The sequence below is a fragment of the Streptomyces canus genome (assembly GCF_001514145.1).
Taxonomy (GTDB): domain Bacteria; phylum Actinomycetota; class Actinomycetes; order Streptomycetales; family Streptomycetaceae; genus Streptomyces; species Streptomyces canus.
The window spans coordinates 262,472-278,089 of the sequence record NZ_KQ948666.1; the positions used below are offsets into that span (position 1 = coordinate 262,472).

General features: G+C 71.6%; 17 protein-coding genes. 13 read left to right on the forward strand and 4 right to left on the reverse strand.

Translation table 11 applies throughout. The features are described from left to right. The first annotated feature begins 6 nt into the window (after positions 1–6). The 4 genes from ssuE to AQJ46_RS31895 are packed head-to-tail and all read left to right on the forward strand — an operon-like array spanning position 7 to position 3,812. Positions 7–561, forward strand: a complete 555-nt coding sequence (gene ssuE, locus AQJ46_RS31880) for an NADPH-dependent FMN reductase (RefSeq protein ID WP_057611468.1) — start codon at positions 7–9, stop codon at positions 559–561. A gap of 5 nt (positions 562–566) precedes the next feature. Then, entirely contained in the window at positions 567–1,751 is a 1,185-nt protein-coding gene (locus AQJ46_RS31885) for an SfnB family sulfur acquisition oxidoreductase (RefSeq protein ID WP_059208848.1), read from the forward strand. Positions 1,752–1,784: 33 nt separating this feature from the next. Continuing rightward, positions 1,785–2,930 carry an LLM class flavin-dependent oxidoreductase gene (locus tag AQJ46_RS31890; RefSeq protein WP_059208849.1) on the forward strand — a complete coding sequence of 382 codons (1,146 nt, stop codon included), beginning with the start codon at positions 1,785–1,787 and terminating at the stop codon, positions 2,928–2,930. Positions 2,931–2,987: 57 nt separating this feature from the next. After that, on the forward strand, positions 2,988–3,812 hold the full coding sequence (locus tag AQJ46_RS31895) for an alpha/beta fold hydrolase (RefSeq protein WP_059208850.1): 825 nt from the start codon (positions 2,988–2,990) through the stop codon (positions 3,810–3,812). Here the strand turns inward: AQJ46_RS31895 and AQJ46_RS31900 are convergent. After that, the gene (locus tag AQJ46_RS31900; RefSeq protein WP_059208851.1) at positions 3,809–4,855 is read right to left on the reverse strand and encodes an acyl-CoA dehydrogenase family protein; all 1,047 of its coding nucleotides are present in this window, start codon (positions 4,853–4,855) and stop codon (positions 3,809–3,811) included. The two genes, AQJ46_RS31895 and AQJ46_RS31900, sit on opposite strands and share 4 nt — an antisense overlap. Before the next feature lie 94 nt (positions 4,856–4,949). Between AQJ46_RS31900 and AQJ46_RS31905 the strand changes: the two genes are divergently transcribed. The 3 genes from AQJ46_RS31905 (at position 4,950) to AQJ46_RS31915 (ending at position 7,926) form a co-directional block, all read left to right on the forward strand. Further along, entirely contained in the window at positions 4,950–5,306 is a 357-nt protein-coding gene (locus AQJ46_RS31905; RefSeq protein WP_057611463.1) for a YciI family protein, read from the forward strand. Then, on the forward strand, positions 5,306–6,496 hold the full coding sequence (locus AQJ46_RS31910; protein ID WP_059208852.1) for an RNA polymerase sigma factor: 1,191 nt from the start codon (positions 5,306–5,308) through the stop codon (positions 6,494–6,496). The genes AQJ46_RS31905 and AQJ46_RS31910 overlap by 1 nt, the downstream gene beginning before the upstream one ends. A gap of 98 nt (positions 6,497–6,594) precedes the next feature. Then, complete coding sequence (locus AQJ46_RS31915; protein ID WP_059208853.1) at positions 6,595–7,926, forward strand: aldehyde dehydrogenase family protein; 1,332 nt, start codon at positions 6,595–6,597, stop codon at positions 7,924–7,926. 70 nt (positions 7,927–7,996) lie between these two features. Here the strand turns inward: AQJ46_RS31915 and AQJ46_RS31920 are convergent, their stop codons facing one another. After that, the gene (locus AQJ46_RS31920; protein ID WP_059208854.1) at positions 7,997–8,575 is read right to left on the reverse strand and encodes a TetR/AcrR family transcriptional regulator; all 579 of its coding nucleotides are present in this window, start codon (positions 8,573–8,575) and stop codon (positions 7,997–7,999) included. 91 nt (positions 8,576–8,666) lie between these two features. Here AQJ46_RS31920 and AQJ46_RS31925 point away from each other — a divergent pair, with 91 nt between their 5' ends. The 4 genes from AQJ46_RS31925 (at position 8,667) to AQJ46_RS31940 (ending at position 11,207) form a co-directional block, all read left to right on the forward strand. Beyond that, on the forward strand, positions 8,667–9,113 hold the full coding sequence (locus tag AQJ46_RS31925) for a DUF1772 domain-containing protein (protein ID WP_059208855.1): 447 nt from the start codon (positions 8,667–8,669) through the stop codon (positions 9,111–9,113). A 24-nt stretch (positions 9,114–9,137) separates the two neighbouring features. Next, positions 9,138–9,563 carry a DUF4267 domain-containing protein gene (locus AQJ46_RS31930; protein ID WP_059208856.1) on the forward strand — a complete coding sequence of 142 codons (426 nt, stop codon included), beginning with the start codon at positions 9,138–9,140 and terminating at the stop codon, positions 9,561–9,563. 308 nt (positions 9,564–9,871) lie between these two features. Beyond that, a complete protein-coding gene (locus AQJ46_RS31935) occupies positions 9,872–10,756 on the forward strand; it encodes an NAD(P)-dependent oxidoreductase (RefSeq protein ID WP_059208857.1) in 885 nt (294 codons plus the stop codon). Between the two features lie 28 nt (positions 10,757–10,784). Next, the gene (locus AQJ46_RS31940) at positions 10,785–11,207 is read left to right on the forward strand and encodes a PPOX class F420-dependent oxidoreductase (RefSeq protein WP_059208858.1); all 423 of its coding nucleotides are present in this window, start codon (positions 10,785–10,787) and stop codon (positions 11,205–11,207) included. 62 nt (positions 11,208–11,269) lie between these two features. Here the strand turns inward: AQJ46_RS31940 and AQJ46_RS31945 are convergent, their stop codons facing one another. Further along, positions 11,270–12,064 carry an IclR family transcriptional regulator gene (locus AQJ46_RS31945; RefSeq protein ID WP_059208859.1) on the reverse strand — a complete coding sequence of 265 codons (795 nt, stop codon included), beginning with the start codon at positions 12,062–12,064 and terminating at the stop codon, positions 11,270–11,272. 187 nt (positions 12,065–12,251) lie between these two features. Here AQJ46_RS31945 and AQJ46_RS31950 point away from each other — a divergent pair, with 187 nt between their 5' ends. Both AQJ46_RS31950 and AQJ46_RS31955 read left to right on the forward strand, forming a co-directional pair. Further along, the gene (locus AQJ46_RS31950; RefSeq protein ID WP_059208860.1) at positions 12,252–14,039 is read left to right on the forward strand and encodes a bifunctional sugar phosphate isomerase/epimerase/4-hydroxyphenylpyruvate dioxygenase family protein; all 1,788 of its coding nucleotides are present in this window, start codon (positions 12,252–12,254) and stop codon (positions 14,037–14,039) included. 49 nt (positions 14,040–14,088) lie between these two features. Beyond that, positions 14,089–14,994, forward strand: coding sequence for an aldo/keto reductase (locus AQJ46_RS31955; RefSeq protein ID WP_059208861.1), 906 nt, complete (start codon positions 14,089–14,091; stop codon positions 14,992–14,994). Positions 14,995–14,998: 4 nt separating this feature from the next. Here the strand turns inward: AQJ46_RS31955 and AQJ46_RS31960 are convergent, their stop codons facing one another. Continuing rightward, a complete protein-coding gene (locus tag AQJ46_RS31960; RefSeq protein ID WP_059208862.1) occupies positions 14,999–15,454 on the reverse strand; it encodes a pyridoxamine 5'-phosphate oxidase family protein in 456 nt (151 codons plus the stop codon). Positions 15,455–15,618 lie beyond the last annotated feature (164 nt).

Below are 15,618 nucleotides of genomic sequence, written 5' to 3' on the forward strand. Positions count from 1 at the left end.
GACCGCATGGCCACCGTCCTGTCCGTCTCCGGCAGTCCCTCCGCCTCCTCCCGTACCAACCGACTGCTGCGCCACCTCGACCGGCGCCTGACCGCGCAGGGCCACGAGGTGATCCCGCTCGACGTCCGCACCGTCCCCGCCGAGGCCCTGCTCGGCGCAGACTTCAAGCACCCGGCGATCGTCGAGGTGACCGAGCTCTTCGAGCGCGCCGACGGGATCGTCGTGGGTACTCCCGTCTACAAGGCGTCGTACTCCGGGGTCCTCAAGGCCCTGCTCGACCTGCTCCCGCAGTACGCCCTCCTCGGCAAGACGGTGCTGCCGCTGGCGACCGGCGGTTCCACCGCCCACGTCCTGGCCATCGACTACGCGCTCCGCCCGGTCCTCAGCTCCATGGGCGCGGCCCACATCGTGCAGGGCTGGTTCACCCTCGACAAGGACATCACCGTGCAGGAGGACGGCTCGCTGACCGTGGCGCCGGCCGCCACCGAGGCGCTCACGCAGATCGTCGACCAGTTCTCGACCGCGCTGGGACGGCGGCCGGTGCTCGCGGCGGCGGGCTGAAGGACATGACCGCCCATGTGATCGCCGACGACGCGGAGGCCCTCGCGGTCGCCGCGTCGCTCGCCGCGGAGTTCCGCGCGGGCGCCTCCGCCCGGGACGCCGAACGCAGGCTGCCACGCGAGGAGTTGGACCGGCTCTCCGCCTCCGGCCTGCTCGCCGTCACCGTCCCCGCGGAGCACGGGGGAGCGGACGTGAGCGCCTCCACCCTCGCCGAGGTCTTCCGGCTGCTCGCCTCCGCCGACGCGAGCCTCTCCCAGATCCCGCAGAGCCACTTCGCCTACGTCAATGTGATCCGCCGTCAGGGCACCGACGAACAGCGGAAGTTCTTCTTCGCCGAGCTGCTCGCCGGCCGCCGCTTCGGCAACGCGCAGTCCGAGGCCGGAACCAAGCACGTCCAGGACATCCGCACCCGGCTGCATCCGGGGCCGGCCGGCTCGTACGTCCTCGACGGTGTGAAGCACTACTCCACCGGTGCCCTGTTCGCCGACTGGATCCCCGTACTGGCCCGGGCCGAGGACGACAAATTGCACGTCGCCTACGTCCCCAGGGACGCTCCCGGCCTCACGGTGATCGACGACTGGGACGGACTCGGCCAGCGTACGACGGCCAGTGGCACCGTCCGCCTCGAAGGCGTCGAGGTCCCGGCCGACCGGGTCCTGCCCCACCACCTCACCTTCGAGGGCCCCCAACTCCACGGAGCCGTCGCCCAGTTGCTGCACGCCGCCATCGACGCGGGGATCGCCGGGGGAGCACTCGCCCAGGCGGTGGAGTTCGTCCGCACGAAGAGCCGTCCGTGGTTCGAGAGCGGTGTCGAGACCGCCGCCGAGGACCCCCTGCTGATCCAGCGCTTCGGTGAACTGGCCATCCAGGCAAGGGCGTCCGAGGCCCTGCTGCGGGAAGCCGCCCGTGCCGTGGAAGCCGCCCGGGCCGACCTCACCGACGACTCGGCGGCCGAGGCGTCCATCGCCGTGGCCGCGGCCAAGGTGTCGGCTGCGCAGGCCGCGGTGGAGGTCGCGAGCGCACTGTTCGAGGTGTCCGGCACCCGCTCGGCGCTCAACTCCCTGAACCTGCACCGCCATTGGCGCGACGCCCGCACGCACACCCTGCACGACCCGACCCGCTGGAAGATCCAGCACATCGGAAGGTACGTGCTCAACGGCACCAGGCCACCCCGGCACGGCCTCCTCTAGCGACCTGCGGACCTTCCAGATCGGAGCCCCCTCATGTCCCTCACCTTCCACTGGTTCCTGCCCACCAACGGCGACAGCCGCCATGTCGTGGGCGGCGGTCACGGCACGCCCGCCACCGTCTCCGGACGGGACCGGCCGCCGACGGTCGCCTACCTGAGCCAGATCGCCCGCGCGGCCGAGGACCTGGGCTTCGTGGGGGCGCTCACTCCCACCGGCGCCTGGTGCGAGGACGCGTGGCTGACCACCGCCATGGTCAGCCAGAACACCGAGCGCCTGAAGTTCCTGGTCGCCTTCCGGCCCGGCTTCGTCTCACCCACCCTCGCCGCGCAGATGGCGTCCACCTTCCAGCGGCAGACCGGCGGCCGGCTGCTGCTCAACGTGGTCACCGGCGGGGAGAGCCACGAGCAGCGGGCCTACGGGGACTTCCTCGACAAGGACGCCCGCTACCGCCGTACCGGCGAATTCCTGGACGTCGTACGGGGGCTGTGGGAGGGCAAGACCGTCGACCTGCGCGGCGAGCACCTCCAGGTCGAGGACGCGAAACTGGCGCGTGTGCCCGACCCGGTGCCCGAGGTGTACTTCGGCGGGTCCTCGCCCATCGCCGGGGAGGTCGCCGCCAAGTACGTCGACGTGTACCTCACCTGGGGCGAGCCGCCCGCGCAGGTCGCCGAGAAGATCGCCTGGATCCGCGGGCTCGCGGCCAAGGAGGGCCGCACCCTGCGCTTCGGGATCCGTCTGCACGTCATCACCCGGGACACCTCCGAGCAGGCCTGGGCCGAGGCGAACCGTCTCCTGGAGGGCTTCGACCCCGAGACCGTCAGGTCGGTGCAGGCCGGGCTCGCCCGCAGCGAGTCCGAGGGTCAGCAGCGCATGCTCGCCCTGCACGGCGGCGGCGCTCGCGACGGCCTGGAGATCCACCCCAACCTGTGGGCCGGCATCGGCCTGGTGCGCGGCGGCGCGGGGACCGCGCTGGTCGGCAGCCACGACGAGGTCGCGGAGCGGATCAAGGAGTACCACGCCCTCGGCATCGACGAGTTCGTGCTCTCCGGCTACCCGCATCTGGAGGAGGCCTACTGGTTCGGCGAGGGAGTCCTGCCGCGCCTGGCCACACAGGGGCTGTGGCAGCACCCGTCCGGCGACCAGGCCGCGCCCACGGCGCAGGTGCCGTTCGCGAGCTAGGCCGTCACCCCGTACGCTCACGGGCTCGACCTGCGAAACCGTCGAGAGGAACAGCCCGTGAGCGACTGGCCGTTGACCAGGACCTTCCGCAGCAGCTCCGGTGAGGTCCGCTGGGACAGCCTCGGAGACGTGGGCCGGGACCCGGTCGTCCTCCTCCACGGCACGCCCTTCTCCTCCTATGTCTGGCGTGCCGTGGCCCGCGCCCTCGCCCGGCGCCACCACGTGTTCGTGTGGGACATGCCCGGCTACGGGGCCTCGCAGATGTTCGCCGGCCAGGATGTCTCGCTGGCGGCCCAGGGCCGGGTCTTCACCGAGCTCCTGGCGCACTGGGATCTCGACCGACCCCGGGTCGTGGCCCACGACTTCGGCGGTGCCGTGTCCCTGCGGGCCCATCTGCTGCACGGCGCCCGCTACCGTTCGCTCGCCCTGGTCGACCCGGTCGCGCTGGCCCCCTGGGGATCGCCGTTCTTCAAACTCGTCGGCAAGCACTCCGACGTCTTCGACCAACTGCCGCCCGCCCTGCACCGGGCCCTCGTCCGCGAGTACGTCGGCTCCGCCAGCAGCCCCGGCCTGCACCCCGCCGTCCTCGACCGGCTGGTCGAACCCTGGCTCGGCGACCCGGGCCAGGGGGCCTTCTACCGTCAGATCGCCCAGGCCGACCAGCGCTACACCGACGAAGTGCAGGACCGGTACGGCGAGATCGCGATCCCGACACTGGTGTGCTGGGGCGAGGACGACACCTGGATCCCCCTCGGCAAGGGGCACGAACTCGTCGCGCGCATCCCGGGCGCACGCCTCGAAACGGTCCCGGGCGCCGGTCACCTCGTCCAGGAGGACGCCCCCGCACACCTCACGGCCGCCCTCGTCGACTTCCTGGCCTAGAGCTGCGCCAGAGCGTCCAGATGTGCGCGGCGCACGTCGGTGGTCTGTCCCTGCACAAGCAGGAACATCCCCTCGCGGAAAAGCCGTTGGGCCGTACTGTCCAGGCCCATGGCCCGGCCGCCCCCGGCCACGACGGCGGCGGTCGTGGCGGCGCGCATCAGGTCGTACGACCGTGTCTTGAGCGCCAGCCGTTCGGCGACGCGCTCATACGGGACGGGGTGGTCGGCCAGGGCGTACACCTGCCCGCGCACTCCGTCGAGGCGGCCACGAAGGGCACCCGCGGTCTCGGACTCCCCGGCCTCGTCCAGTACGCGGAGCGCCGCGTACGCCACCCCGAAGACGGCGGGGGAGGCGTTGGTGTTGCGGGGCCGGTCCAGCAGCGCGAACTTCTCCTGCGGAGTGTGCAGCACCACCGCGTCGTCGGGCAGCCACAGGCCGTCCAGCTCCAGGGAGACCGTCCGGGCCGCGGTGAGCGCCGCCAGCCGCACCGGCTCCGAGGCCCGCAGCCCCGGCTGCTCGCGGGCCTCGGTGAACGCGAACACCACCTCGTCCGCCTCGCTCACCCCTGCCAGCAGCATCACGTCGTTCAGACCCCAGCCGGTGAACCACGGCACCGTTCCGTCGAAGCGCCAGCCGTCCCGCTCGGCCGTCACCCGCACCGGCACCCGCGGGTAGGCGCGGACGTGCGCGAACGCGATCCCGGCCAGCAGCTCGCCGGTCGCCAGCGGCCCGAGCAGCCGCTCCCGCACCGGCAGGGCGCACTGCATGAGCAGCCGCACCGGCGAGTGGTGCTGGGTTTGCACGAACCACGTGGAGCAGCACGCCCCGGCGAGGATCTCCTGGACCTCCCGCGCCACCGCGTCCGGGGCGCCCGCACCGCCGTACTCCTTCGGTGCGCTCACCCCGAGCAGGCCCGAGCGCCTGATCGCGTCGAGGTGGCTCGCGGGCACGCCCTCCTGGTCGACCCGTGCCGCGTGCGGGGCGAGGAGGCCGGCCGCGAGGGCGTGGGCGGTGGCGAGGAGCGGGTGCGCTGCGGTGGTCATGGACAAGATTCTCCCGATCCCCTCGCGCGCGCTGTCGATCCGGGGGTGTGCCGTTCGTGTAGGAGGTGAGACACACTCACAGGAGGAGAGCGACATGCAGTACTACCTGCTCAACGTCATGCAGCCCGGCTGGGACGAACTGCCCGCACCCGAGGTCCTGGCCGAGATCGGCAAGCGGCTCGACGCCTTCCACCAGGAGCTGCGCGAGGCCGGGGCCTGGGTCTTCGCCGGGGGACTGCACAGCCCCGACGCCTCGACCGTGCTGCGGCCCCGTGACGGCGACGTGCTGATCACCGACGGGCCGTACGCCGAGGGCAAGGAACAGCTCGGCGGCCTCTGCATCGTGAAGGCGCCCGACCTGGACGCGGCCCTGGAATGGGGGCGCAAGGCGGCTCTGGCCACCACCCTGCCCATCGAGGTGCGCCCCTTCCAGCACGAGTCCGAGGACTGATGACCCTGGACATCGAGGGCGTCTTCCGCGAGGAGTACGGCCGCGCGGTCGCGGTCCTGGTCCGCTTCCTCGGCGACATCGACCTCGCCGAGGAAGCGGTCCAGGACGCCTTCACCACGGCGGTGCGGCGCTGGCCGGAGACCGGTGTGCCACCCAGCCCGGCCGGCTGGATCATCACCACCGCCCGCCACCGCGCGATCGACCGGCTGCGCCGCGAGACCACAAGAGAGGCCCGCCACGCCGAGGCCGCCCTGCTGCACGCCCCCGACGCACCGCCCGAGGAGGGCCCCGTGCGCGACGAACGGCTCCGCCTCATCTTCACCTGCTGCCACCCCGCCCTCGCGCCCCAGGCACAGGTCGCCCTCACCCTGCGCCTGCTCGGCGGCCTCACCACCGCCCGGATCGCCCGCGCCTTCCTCGTCCCCGAGCCGACCATGGCCCAGCGCCTCGTCCGCGCCAAGGCCAAGATCCGCGATGCCCGCATCCCCTACCGCGTCCCCCGCGACGCCGACCTCCCCGACCGGCTCGAGGGCGTGCTCGCCGTCGTCTACCTGATCTTCAACGAGGGGTACGGCGGTACGGCCGACCTGTGCGCGGAGGCCGTACGCCTGGGCCGTCTGCTGGCCGAGCTGATGCCGGACGAACCCGAGGTCACCGGTCTCCTCGCCCTGATGCTGCTCGTCGAGTCCCGCCGGGCCGCCCGCACCGATGACAACGGTGAGCTCGTGCCGCTCTCGGAACAGGACCCCGGCTGCTGGAACCGCGCGCTCATCGCGGAGGGCCAGTCACTCGTACGGCGGTGTCTGCGCCGGAACCAGCCGGGGCCCTACCAGATCCAGGCCGCCATCCAGGCCGTGCACAGCGACGCGCCCACCGACTGGGGGCAGGTCCACCGGCTGTACGACCAGCTGATGGCCGTGGCTCCCAGTCCTGTCGTGGCCCTGAACCGAGCGGTCGCCGTGGCCGAGACCGACGGACCCGCGCAGGCCCTCGCCCTGGTGGACGCGCTGGACCTCGACGGCTACCACGTCCTCCACGCCGTCCGGGCCGACCTGCTGCGCCGGCTCGGACGCCACGCGGAGGCCGCGGACGCGTACGCGAAGGCGGCGGAACTCACCGAGAATCCGGCGGAGCGCACCTATCTCGAACACCGCCGCCGCTCGCTGTCCCCTCGGCACGAAAAGTCCTGACGGCGGCCCCGGAATTTACCCGGACGCGAAAAGGTTGCAATATACATCTGACCGTCGAGACCGAGGCCGCAAGGCCCGCCCACCCCAGCGAGGCACCCGTGAACCACCCCGCCCCCGAGCAGCCCGCCGACGTCGTGGCCCGGCTGCGCGCCACCTTCCGCAGCGGCCGCACCAAGCCCGTGGAATGGCGTACGACCCAGCTGCGCCGCCTGCGCGAGATGCTCACGGAGAACGGCACGGAGCTGGCCGCCGCCCTCCACGCCGACCTGGGAAAGAGCTCGACCGAGGCCTTCCGCACCGAGATCGACTTCACGATCCGCGAGATCGACCACACCCTTGACCACCTCACCGACTGGCTGCGACCCGAGTCCGCCCCGGTCCCGGCGCACCTCGGCGCCGACGCGAGCGCCCGGACGCAGTACGACCCGCTCGGCGTCGTCCTCGTCATCGCCCCCTGGAACTACCCCGCCCAGCTGCTGCTCGCCCCGGTGGTCGGCGCCCTCGCCGCGGGCAACGCGGTGGTCGCCAAGCCGAGCGAGCTGGCCCCGGCCACCTCCGCCGCCCTGGCCCGGCTGCTGCCCGCTCACCTGGACACGGACGCCGTGGCCGTCGTCGAGGGCGGCATCCCGGAGACCACGGCTCTGCTGGCCGAGCGCTTCGACCACATCTTCTACACCGGCAACGGCACGGTCGGCCGTATCGTCCTGCGCGCCGCCGCCGAGCACTTGACCCCGGTCACCCTCGAACTGGGCGGCAAGTCCCCTGCGTTCGTCGACCGCGACGCCGACCTCACGGTCGTCGCCGACCGCCTCGCCCGCGGCAAGTTCCTCAACGCCGGGCAGACGTGCGTCGCCCCCGACTACGTCCTGACCGACCCGGAGACGGCGGCCGCCCTGGAGCCGCTGCTGGCCGGCGCCGTGGAAACGCTGTACGGCAGCGATCCCGCCGACTCCGGCGAGTACGGACGCATCATCAACGAACGGCATTTCGACCGCCTCGCCGGCCTGCTCGACTCGGGCCGCACGGTCGTCGGTGGCACGAGCGACCGTACGAACAAGTACATCGCGCCCACCGTCCTCGCCGACGTGGACCCCAAGTCCCCGGTGATGCAGGAGGAGATCTTCGGCCCGATCCTCCCGATCGTCACCGTCCCCGGCCTCGACGAGGCCATCGACTTCATCAACGACCGGGACAAGCCGCTCGCGCTGTACGTCTTCACCGACTCCGACACGACCCGGCGCCGCATCGCCGACGAGACCTCCTCCGGCGGCCTCGGCTACGGCCTGCCCCTCGCCCATCTCACCGTCTCCGACCTGCCGTTCGGCGGGGTCGGGGAGAGCGGCATGGGCAACTACCACGGCCGCTACTCCATCGAGACCTTCAGCCACCGCAAGGCGATCCTCGAGAAGCCCCTCGGCCAGGGCAAGTAGCGCGTCTTCCGGGGCGGGTGCCTTGTCCGGGGCCTGCGGGCCCCGGCCGCGTGCCCGCCCGGGCGGTGTGTCAGACCATGGCGAGCCGGTCCACCAGCAGCTCCACCCTCGGCTCGGCGTCCTCGGGCAGCAGGCGGCCCGCGCGGGTCAGGGTCGCGAGGCCGTGCAGGGCCGCCCAGAACACCTCGGTGAACAGGCCCGGCTGGACACCGTCTCCGGTGACCTCGCCGAGAGTCTCCAGCAGGGCGGCGAAGGCGTCCTTCAGCGGCTCGGGGGTGTCCTCCTGGGCGTATGCCAGGCCGCCGTCGAGCTGGAACAAGGCGTCGTAGACCGCCGGGTTGCGTGCGGCGAAGTCGAGGTAGGCGCGGGCCAGGGCGACGACCCGGGCGCGGGGGCGGTCCGCGGCGGACGTCGCGGCCCGCACCGCAGTGGCCAGTTCGGCGGCCCCCTGAAGGGCGACGGCGCCGATGATCTCGCGCTTGCCCCGGAAGTGGCTGTAGAGGACGGGCTGACTGTATTCGATGCGCTCGGCGAGCCGGCGGGTGGTGACTGCGTCCCAGCCCTGCTGCTCGGCGAGTTCGCGGGCCGTCGCCACGATGAGGCGCTCGCGCTCCGCCCGTTCGCGCTGCTTGCGTTCCTGTACCGACATGAATCGATCCTAGCACCGCTAGACAATCGAGCGGCAGAAGTACTAGCGTTGCCTCATCAGCTAGCAACGCTAGTTCAACGGAGGGATCGTCATGCTCAACGCACTCGGGGTCGTCACCACCGTCGTCGTCGGCCTGATGGTGGGGGTGGAGTTCTGCGTCGCCTTCATCATGAGCCGGATCCTGGACGCCCTTCCCGAGGACAGCGGCCAGCTCGGCCACGCCCACGGCGGCCGGATGCTCGGCACCCTGATGCCGTTCTGGTACATCGGCTCGCTCGTGCTCAGCGCGATCTGGGCCGTCGCCGGATGGGACCACCACGGCGCCCGACTCGTCGCCATCGCCGCCGGACTGCTGATCGTCAGCGTGGTCATGTCGATACTGCTGCTCGTCCCGATCAACAACCGGAACAGGACCTGGACCCCCGAGAACCGGCCCGCCGACTGGAAGGAGCAGCTGAACCGCTGGGAGCGCTACCACTATCTCCGCGTCGCCGTCATCATCGCCGCCTTCGCCCTGCTTGCGTCCGCCCTCGTCTGACGAACTCTCACCAGGAGAAGAACAGTGTCGCTGAAGAAGATCAACACTGTGCTGGTCGCCGCCTTCGTCCTCTTCATCCTCTGGTTCGGGACGGAGTTCATCCTGAGCCCGGAGACGACGGCGCCGGGCTTCGGCCTGCCCAGTTGGCCGTCCGATGACGGCGGCGGCTTCCTGATCATCAAGGGAATCCGCGACGTCGTCCTGGCCCTGGTCCTGGTCATCCTGCTGGTGACGGGCCAGCGCCGGGCGCTGGGCTGGGTTCTGCTGGTGGAGGCCCTCGCCGCGTACGGCGACATGAGTACGGTGCTGGCCCACCACGGCTCCGTGGCCACCGCACTCGGCCTCCACGGCCTGACCGCGACCCTGATGGTGGTCAACGGCCTGCTGATATTGCGCGAGACCCGCAAGGTCGCGGCCGCTCCGGTCACACCCGCCCCGCAGCCCGCCTGAGGCGCGGACCGGCAGACCGTCGTGCGGACGCGCGCAACCGACGAGTGCGGGCGGGCGATGACCTTCTGCAGGTGCCGGAGCCACCGGGCAAGAAAGGGGCCCAGGAGGTTGAGGTCCGCTGCCGGCCGAGCGCGTCGTAGAGTTTCAGGTGTCGGCCGCCGAGACCCCTGGACCACCAGGCGGGACGGCGAGTCCGAGGAGCGGTTCGACGTGCTGCCCGCCTGGCTGGTGGAGGATCTCCCCGGTGGCCGGGTACGCGTCCCGACGGCCTGACCGCACATCCGCACCCCCCGCAGAGAGTTGACGTCATGACCGACAAGCTCACCGTGAGTGTCCTGGGCACCGGCATCATGGGCGCCGCGATGGCCCGCAACCTCGCCCGCGCCGGACACACCGTCCGCGCCTGGAACCGCAGCGCCGGCAAGGCGCAGCCGCTGGCCGCGGACGGCGTAGAGATCGCCGACAGCCCCGCCGAGGCCGTGCGGGGTGCGGACGTCGTCCTGACCATGCTGTACGACGGTCCCGCGGCCCTGGACGTCATGCGTCAGGCCGCAGAGGGGCTTCGCCCTGGCATCGCGTGGGTGCAGTCGACCACCGCCGGCGTCGAGGGGATCGCCGACCTGGCCGCCTTCGCCCGCGAGCACCAACTGGTCTTCTTCGACGCGCCCGTTCTGGGCACCCGCCAGCCCGCCGAGGCCGGTCAGCTGCTGGTCCTCGTGGCCGGCCCGGCCGACGGCCGCGGTGCCGTGACCCCCGTCTTCGACGCGGTCGGCGCGCGCACGGTGTGGACCGGCGAGGACGGGGCCGAGGGCAGCGCGACCCGGCTGAAGCTGGTCGCCAACAGCTGGGTGCTCGCGGTGACCAGCGCGGCCGGAGAGGTCCTCGCCCTCGCGAAGGCCCTCGGCGTGGATCCGCAGGGCTTCTTCGACGCCATCGACGGCGGTCCCCTGGACATGGGCTATCTGCGGGCCAAGTCGGGCCTGGTCCTCAACGACCAGTTGTCACCGGCCCAGTTCGCGGTCTCCACCGCCGCCAAGGACGCCCGTCTGATCGTCGAGGCCGGTGAGCGGGGCGGGGTCCGCCTGGACGTGGCCGCAGCGAGCGCCGAACGCTTCGAACGCGCCGCCGCCCAGGGCCACGGCGACCAGGACATGGCCGCCGCCTACTATGCGAGCTTCGACGAGAACGCCTGAACCCGAGGCTCCCGAGGAGGAACCCTTCGTGTCCAAGCCCCCGCTGCCGCCCGCGGCCGTCGAACTGCTGCGCCGCCCCAACCCCTGTGTGATGGCGACCCTGCGCTCCGACGGAACGCCGGTGTCGACCCCCACGTGGTACCTCTGGGACGACGGCCGCGTCCTGATCAACCTGGACGAGGGCCGGATCCGGCTGAAGCACCTGCGCCGCGACCCGCGCGTCACCCTCACCGTCCTGGACGGCGACAACTGGTACACGCACGTCACGCTCATCGGCCGCGTGACCGAGACGTACGAGGACGAGGGCCTCGTCGACATCGACCGCCTCTCCACCCACTACGGCGGCCGTGCCTATCCGAACCGGGTCCGGGCCCGCTTCAGCGCCTGGATCGAGGTCGAGCGCTGGCACGGCTGGGGCGAGATGAAGGACAGTGACCAGGCTTCCGGTTGAGGAGGGGACCGACCGTGGCGAGGGCGCGACGGCACCCTCGCCCGCCGGTAACCGGCCGGGTCTCAGACGGCGCTGCTCAGCGGGTGGCTGAAGCCCTGGCCGGAGATGAGGTGGGCACCCTCGGTGAGTGCCGCGGCGAAGCGCTCGACGGCCTCGTAGGGGAAGCGGTGGCTGGGGCCGCTCAGGGAGAGGGAGGCGGCGACCTTGCCGGTGCGCCCGGTCACGGGCACGGCCACGGCGGTGAGCCCCTCGTCCCACTCGCTGCTGCTGACGGCGTAGCCGCGCTCGGCCGCCTCCGTGACCCAGGCCCGCAGCCGCTCGACATGCGCCTCGCCCTGCGGTGAGGCGGCGGCGACCCGGAGCAGGAACACCTCCGAAGCGTCCCGCAGCAGGATCTTCGAGGAGGCGCCGGCCCACAGCGGCTGTTCGTCGCCGACGTCGACGACATGGCGCAGCGGATGCGGGCTCTCCTCGTGGGCGACGCAGATGCGGCTGACGCCTCGGGCGACGAAGAGGTTGACGGTCTCGCCGAGCCGGTCCGCGAGATCGCGCATGACCTTCCGGGTCTCCTGCGGCACCTCCCACTGGCTGCGCGCGAGATACGCCCAGCGCCACAGCGCGGGACCCGCGATGTAGCCGGACGGGTGCGAGCCCAGCAGGCCGGTCTCCTCCAGCGTCTGCACCAGACGCAGCGCGGTCGTCTTGGCGAGCCCCGTCGACTCGGTGATCTCCCGCAGGGTGATCACCGGACGGTCCTCGGTGAGCAGGGTGAGGATGTCGAAGGCCCGCCGCACACTGCGCACCCCGCCCGCCTGCTGGTCGGAGTCACCTCCCGCCCGCGCCTGTTCCTCACTCACCCGCTGCCTCCCGTACGTTCCCTGCGGCCCTCGGCCGATGTTGCTCCCGACCGTAGTCCGCTGTGCGGACCAGGGAAACCTGGGCCCTTGCTCGAGGAGCCCACGCCCCCTAGTCTGACCGCACAGCGGATCAGTAGGACCATCTAGTGGTCATCTGGGAGATCCAGTGACGGCCTCGGGAGCGAGTATGCGTAAGTCCATCGCCACCGTCTGCCTCAGCGGCACCCTCACCGAGAAGCTGACGGCCGCCTCACAGGCGGGCTTCGACGGCGTCGAGATCTTCGAGAACGACCTCCTGGCGAGCCCGCTCGCCCCCGAGGAGATCGCCGCTCGCACGGCCGACCTCGGACTGGGCATCGACCTCTACCAGCCGATGCGGGACATCGAGGCGGTCCCGGAAGAGGTCTTCGCCCGCAATCTGAGGCGCGCCCGGCACAAGTTCGAGCTGATGCGCAGGCTCGGCGCCGACACGGTCCTCGTCTGCTCCAGCGTCGCCCCACAGGCCGTGGACGACGACGCCCTCGCGGCCGAACAGCTGAGCCGACTCGCCGACCTGGCCCAGGAGTTCGGCATCCGGGTGGCCTACGAGGCGCTCGCCTGGGGGCGGCACGTCAGCACGTACGGCCACGCCTGGCGGATCGTCGAAGCCGCGGACCATCCTGCGCTCGGCACCTGCCTGGACAGCTTTCACATCCTCTCCCGGGCTTCCGGACCCGAGGACCTCAAAGGCATCGCGGACATCCCCGGCGACAAGATCTTCTTCCTCCAGCTCGCCGATGCCCCGCTGATGGCCATGGACGTCCTCCAGTGGAGCCGCCACTACCGCTGCTTCCCCGGCCAGGGCGGCTTCGACGTGGCCGGACTCCTCCGCCACGTCCTGAACGCCGGATACGACGGACCTCTGTCACTGGAGGTCTTCAACGACGTCTTCCGGCAGGCGGACGCGGGCCGCACCGCGCTGGACGGGCTGCGCTCCCTGCTCGCCCTCGAGGAGAACGCCGGCGTCTCCCCGCTCCCGGCGCCGGTGATCCCCTCCGGTGTCGCCTTCGCGGAACTCGCCACCAGCGACCCCGAACCCGTCGGCGAACTCCTCACCGCCCTCGGCTTCACCCGCACCGCCCGCCATCACGGCAAGCCGGTCGACCTCTGGGCGCAGGGCGAGGCCCGTGTCCTGGTCAACACGGGTGCCGCCGGCCGCCGTACCGACACCACCCTGGCCGCCGTAGGCCTGGAGACGGCGGATCCGGCAGCCTCCGCCCGCCGCGCGGAAGCCCTGCTCGCGCCCGCCCTGCCCAAGCGCCGTGCCGCCAGGGACGTTCCGGTGGAGTCGATCGCGGCCCCCGATGGCACCGAAGTACTCTTCTGTGCGACCAGCCGCCCCGAACTCCCCAGCTGGACCGACGACTTCAGGCACACGGCCGAGAGCGGACCCGGGGACGCCATGGCCATTGACCACCTTGCGCTGACCCAGCCGTGGCACCACTTCGACGAATCGGTGCTCTTCCACCGCACGGTGCTGGGCCTCAGCCCGCACGAGACCGTCGAACTCGCCGACCCCTACGGCCTGTTCCGCAGCCGAGCCCTGTCCGCCTCGTCGGACGGGCCCCGGCTGGTCCTCAACCTCGCGCCCGCCCCGGAGGAGGACGGCGAAACCCGGGCCCGGCACGTGGCGTTCGCTGTCGGCGACATCGTCGCCACGGTGCGCCGCTTCATGGCGGCCGGGGCAGGGTTGCTGCGCGTCCCCGCCAACTACTACGACGACCTCGAGGCGCGGTTCGAGTTCACCGAGGGGGAGTTGGAGACCTACCGCGAGCTGGGCATCCTCTACGACCGTGACGAGCGGGGCGGCGAGTTCCGGCACTGCTACACCGAGACGGTCGGCCACGTCTTCTTCGAGTTCGTGCAGCGGAGCGGCGGTTATGCGGGGTTTGGTGCGGCGAACGCGCCCATACGGCTGGCCGCACAGCGAAGGTAGTTCGAAAACTGCCGAAGGTGGTGGGCCGGAGATGTGTCATCATCCGCCGATGACCTCCGAAACGATCACCGCGGACGCGGCAGGCACCTGGACACTCGGCGATCTCACCGTCAACCGTATCGGCTTCGGCGCGATGCGGCTGACAGGAAGCGCTGCTTTCCACTTCGGCACCCCGAGCGACCGGCAGCGGTCGATCGCCGTGCTGCGCAGGGCGATCGAGCTCGGCGTGAACCACATCGACACGGCCGCCTTCTACTTCTCCTCGCTGCGCTCCGCCAACGAGATCATCAACAGCGCGCTGTCCCCGTACCCCGACGGCCTCGTCATCGCCGCCAAGGTCGGGCCCTTCCGGGACTACACGGGCGAGTGGGGTACCTCGGCCCGACCGGAAGACCTTCGTGGTCACGTCGAGGAGAACCTCCGCCAGCTCGGCCGCGACCACCTCGACCTGGTGTACCTCCGCCGGATGCGCCAGGATTCGATCGCCGAGCACTTCGGGGCCCTCGCCGAACTGCGCGACAAGGGTCTGATCCGGCAGCTCGGCATCTCCGACGTCGAGCCCCGGCACCTCGCCGAGGCGCAGGCCATCGCGCCGGTGGTGTCCGTGCAGAACCGTTTCGGGCTCGACTCCCGCAACCGGGTCACCGACGAGATGGTGCGGATCTGCGGGGAACAGGGCATCGCCTTCGTGCCGTTCTTCGCGATCGCCGGGGACGCCGGAGCCGAGGGCGCCACCACCGCCCATGACGAGGCGGTGCTCGCCGTCGCACGGGCGCGCGACGCGACCCCCGCCCAGGTCCGGCTCGCCTGGACCCTCGCCCAGGGTCCGCACGTCCTGGCGATCCCCGGCACCGGCAACCCCGACCATCTCGCCGAGAACATCGCGGCAGGCGCGCTCAGGCTCACCGACGACGAGCTGGACGTCCTGAACTCACTGCACCAGAAAGCCGGTTGACAGATCAGACGGCCCACACGCCGTCCTGCATGACGTGCCGCCCGCGCATCTCGTGCTCCCCGTGAAGGGCCTGCACCGTGCGCGGGCGCACCTGGAAGAAGGCGTAGGAGGCACTGTCACGGCGCGGGTCCCAGCCCGTCTTCGCCATGAAGACGTCGATCGCCGCGGACGGCACGTCCTCCCCGCCGTAGGTCCGCACGTCCCCGTCGATGAGCACGACATCCTGGGTGTCCCCGAACGCCAGCCGGGTGCGCCCGCCGTCGCGCAAATTGCGGCCCGTGGGATTGGTGATCCGCGTGGACAGCCAGACGGACTTGCCGTCCCAGGCGAACCACAGCGCGACCAGACACGGCAGCCCGTCGGCGTCCGCCGAGGCCACCCAGATGTCCGTCTCGCGCTCCAGCCGGGCCAGTACGTCGCGCTTGCGCTGTTCGAGGGTGCGGCTCTCGGTGATCGTCATGGCCGGGACGCTACCGGCCGCCTCACCCCGGCGCCTCGGTCCGGGGCCCTACGACCGCCGACCGAGGCGGTGCCCTCCCGGGGGGTGCCTCTCTGTCTTTCGTCAAGCGGGGCGTGGGGTTCTGGGTTCGTAGAACGTGCCGTCGCGGAGCATCGCGAACAGCA

What these genes read in the sequence shown, in the direction of transcription:
- AQJ46_RS31955 (WP_059208861.1), top strand. Translation starts at nt 14,089, where the DNA reads ATGACCTCCGAAACGATCACCGCGGACGCGGCAGGCACCTGGACACTC.
- AQJ46_RS31900 (WP_059208851.1), bottom strand. Translation starts at nt 4,855, where the DNA reads ATGACCACCGCAGCGCACCCGCTCCTCGCCACCGCCCACGCCCTCGCG.
- AQJ46_RS31925 (WP_059208855.1), top strand. Translation starts at nt 8,667, where the DNA reads ATGCTCAACGCACTCGGGGTCGTCACCACCGTCGTCGTCGGCCTGATG.
- AQJ46_RS31950 (WP_059208860.1), top strand. Translation starts at nt 12,252, where the DNA reads ATGCGTAAGTCCATCGCCACCGTCTGCCTCAGCGGCACCCTCACCGAG.
- AQJ46_RS31910 (WP_059208852.1), top strand. Translation starts at nt 5,306, where the DNA reads ATGACCCTGGACATCGAGGGCGTCTTCCGCGAGGAGTACGGCCGCGCG.
- AQJ46_RS31905 (WP_057611463.1), top strand. Translation starts at nt 4,950, where the DNA reads ATGCAGTACTACCTGCTCAACGTCATGCAGCCCGGCTGGGACGAACTG.
- AQJ46_RS31885 (WP_059208848.1), top strand. Translation starts at nt 567, where the DNA reads ATGACCGCCCATGTGATCGCCGACGACGCGGAGGCCCTCGCGGTCGCC.
- AQJ46_RS31960 (WP_059208862.1), bottom strand. Translation starts at nt 15,454, where the DNA reads ATGACGATCACCGAGAGCCGCACCCTCGAACAGCGCAAGCGCGACGTA.
- AQJ46_RS31920 (WP_059208854.1), bottom strand. Translation starts at nt 8,575, where the DNA reads ATGTCGGTACAGGAACGCAAGCAGCGCGAACGGGCGGAGCGCGAGCGC.
- ssuE (WP_057611468.1), top strand. Translation starts at nt 7, where the DNA reads ATGGCCACCGTCCTGTCCGTCTCCGGCAGTCCCTCCGCCTCCTCCCGT.
- AQJ46_RS31935 (WP_059208857.1), top strand. Translation starts at nt 9,872, where the DNA reads ATGACCGACAAGCTCACCGTGAGTGTCCTGGGCACCGGCATCATGGGC.
- AQJ46_RS31890 (WP_059208849.1), top strand. Translation starts at nt 1,785, where the DNA reads ATGTCCCTCACCTTCCACTGGTTCCTGCCCACCAACGGCGACAGCCGC.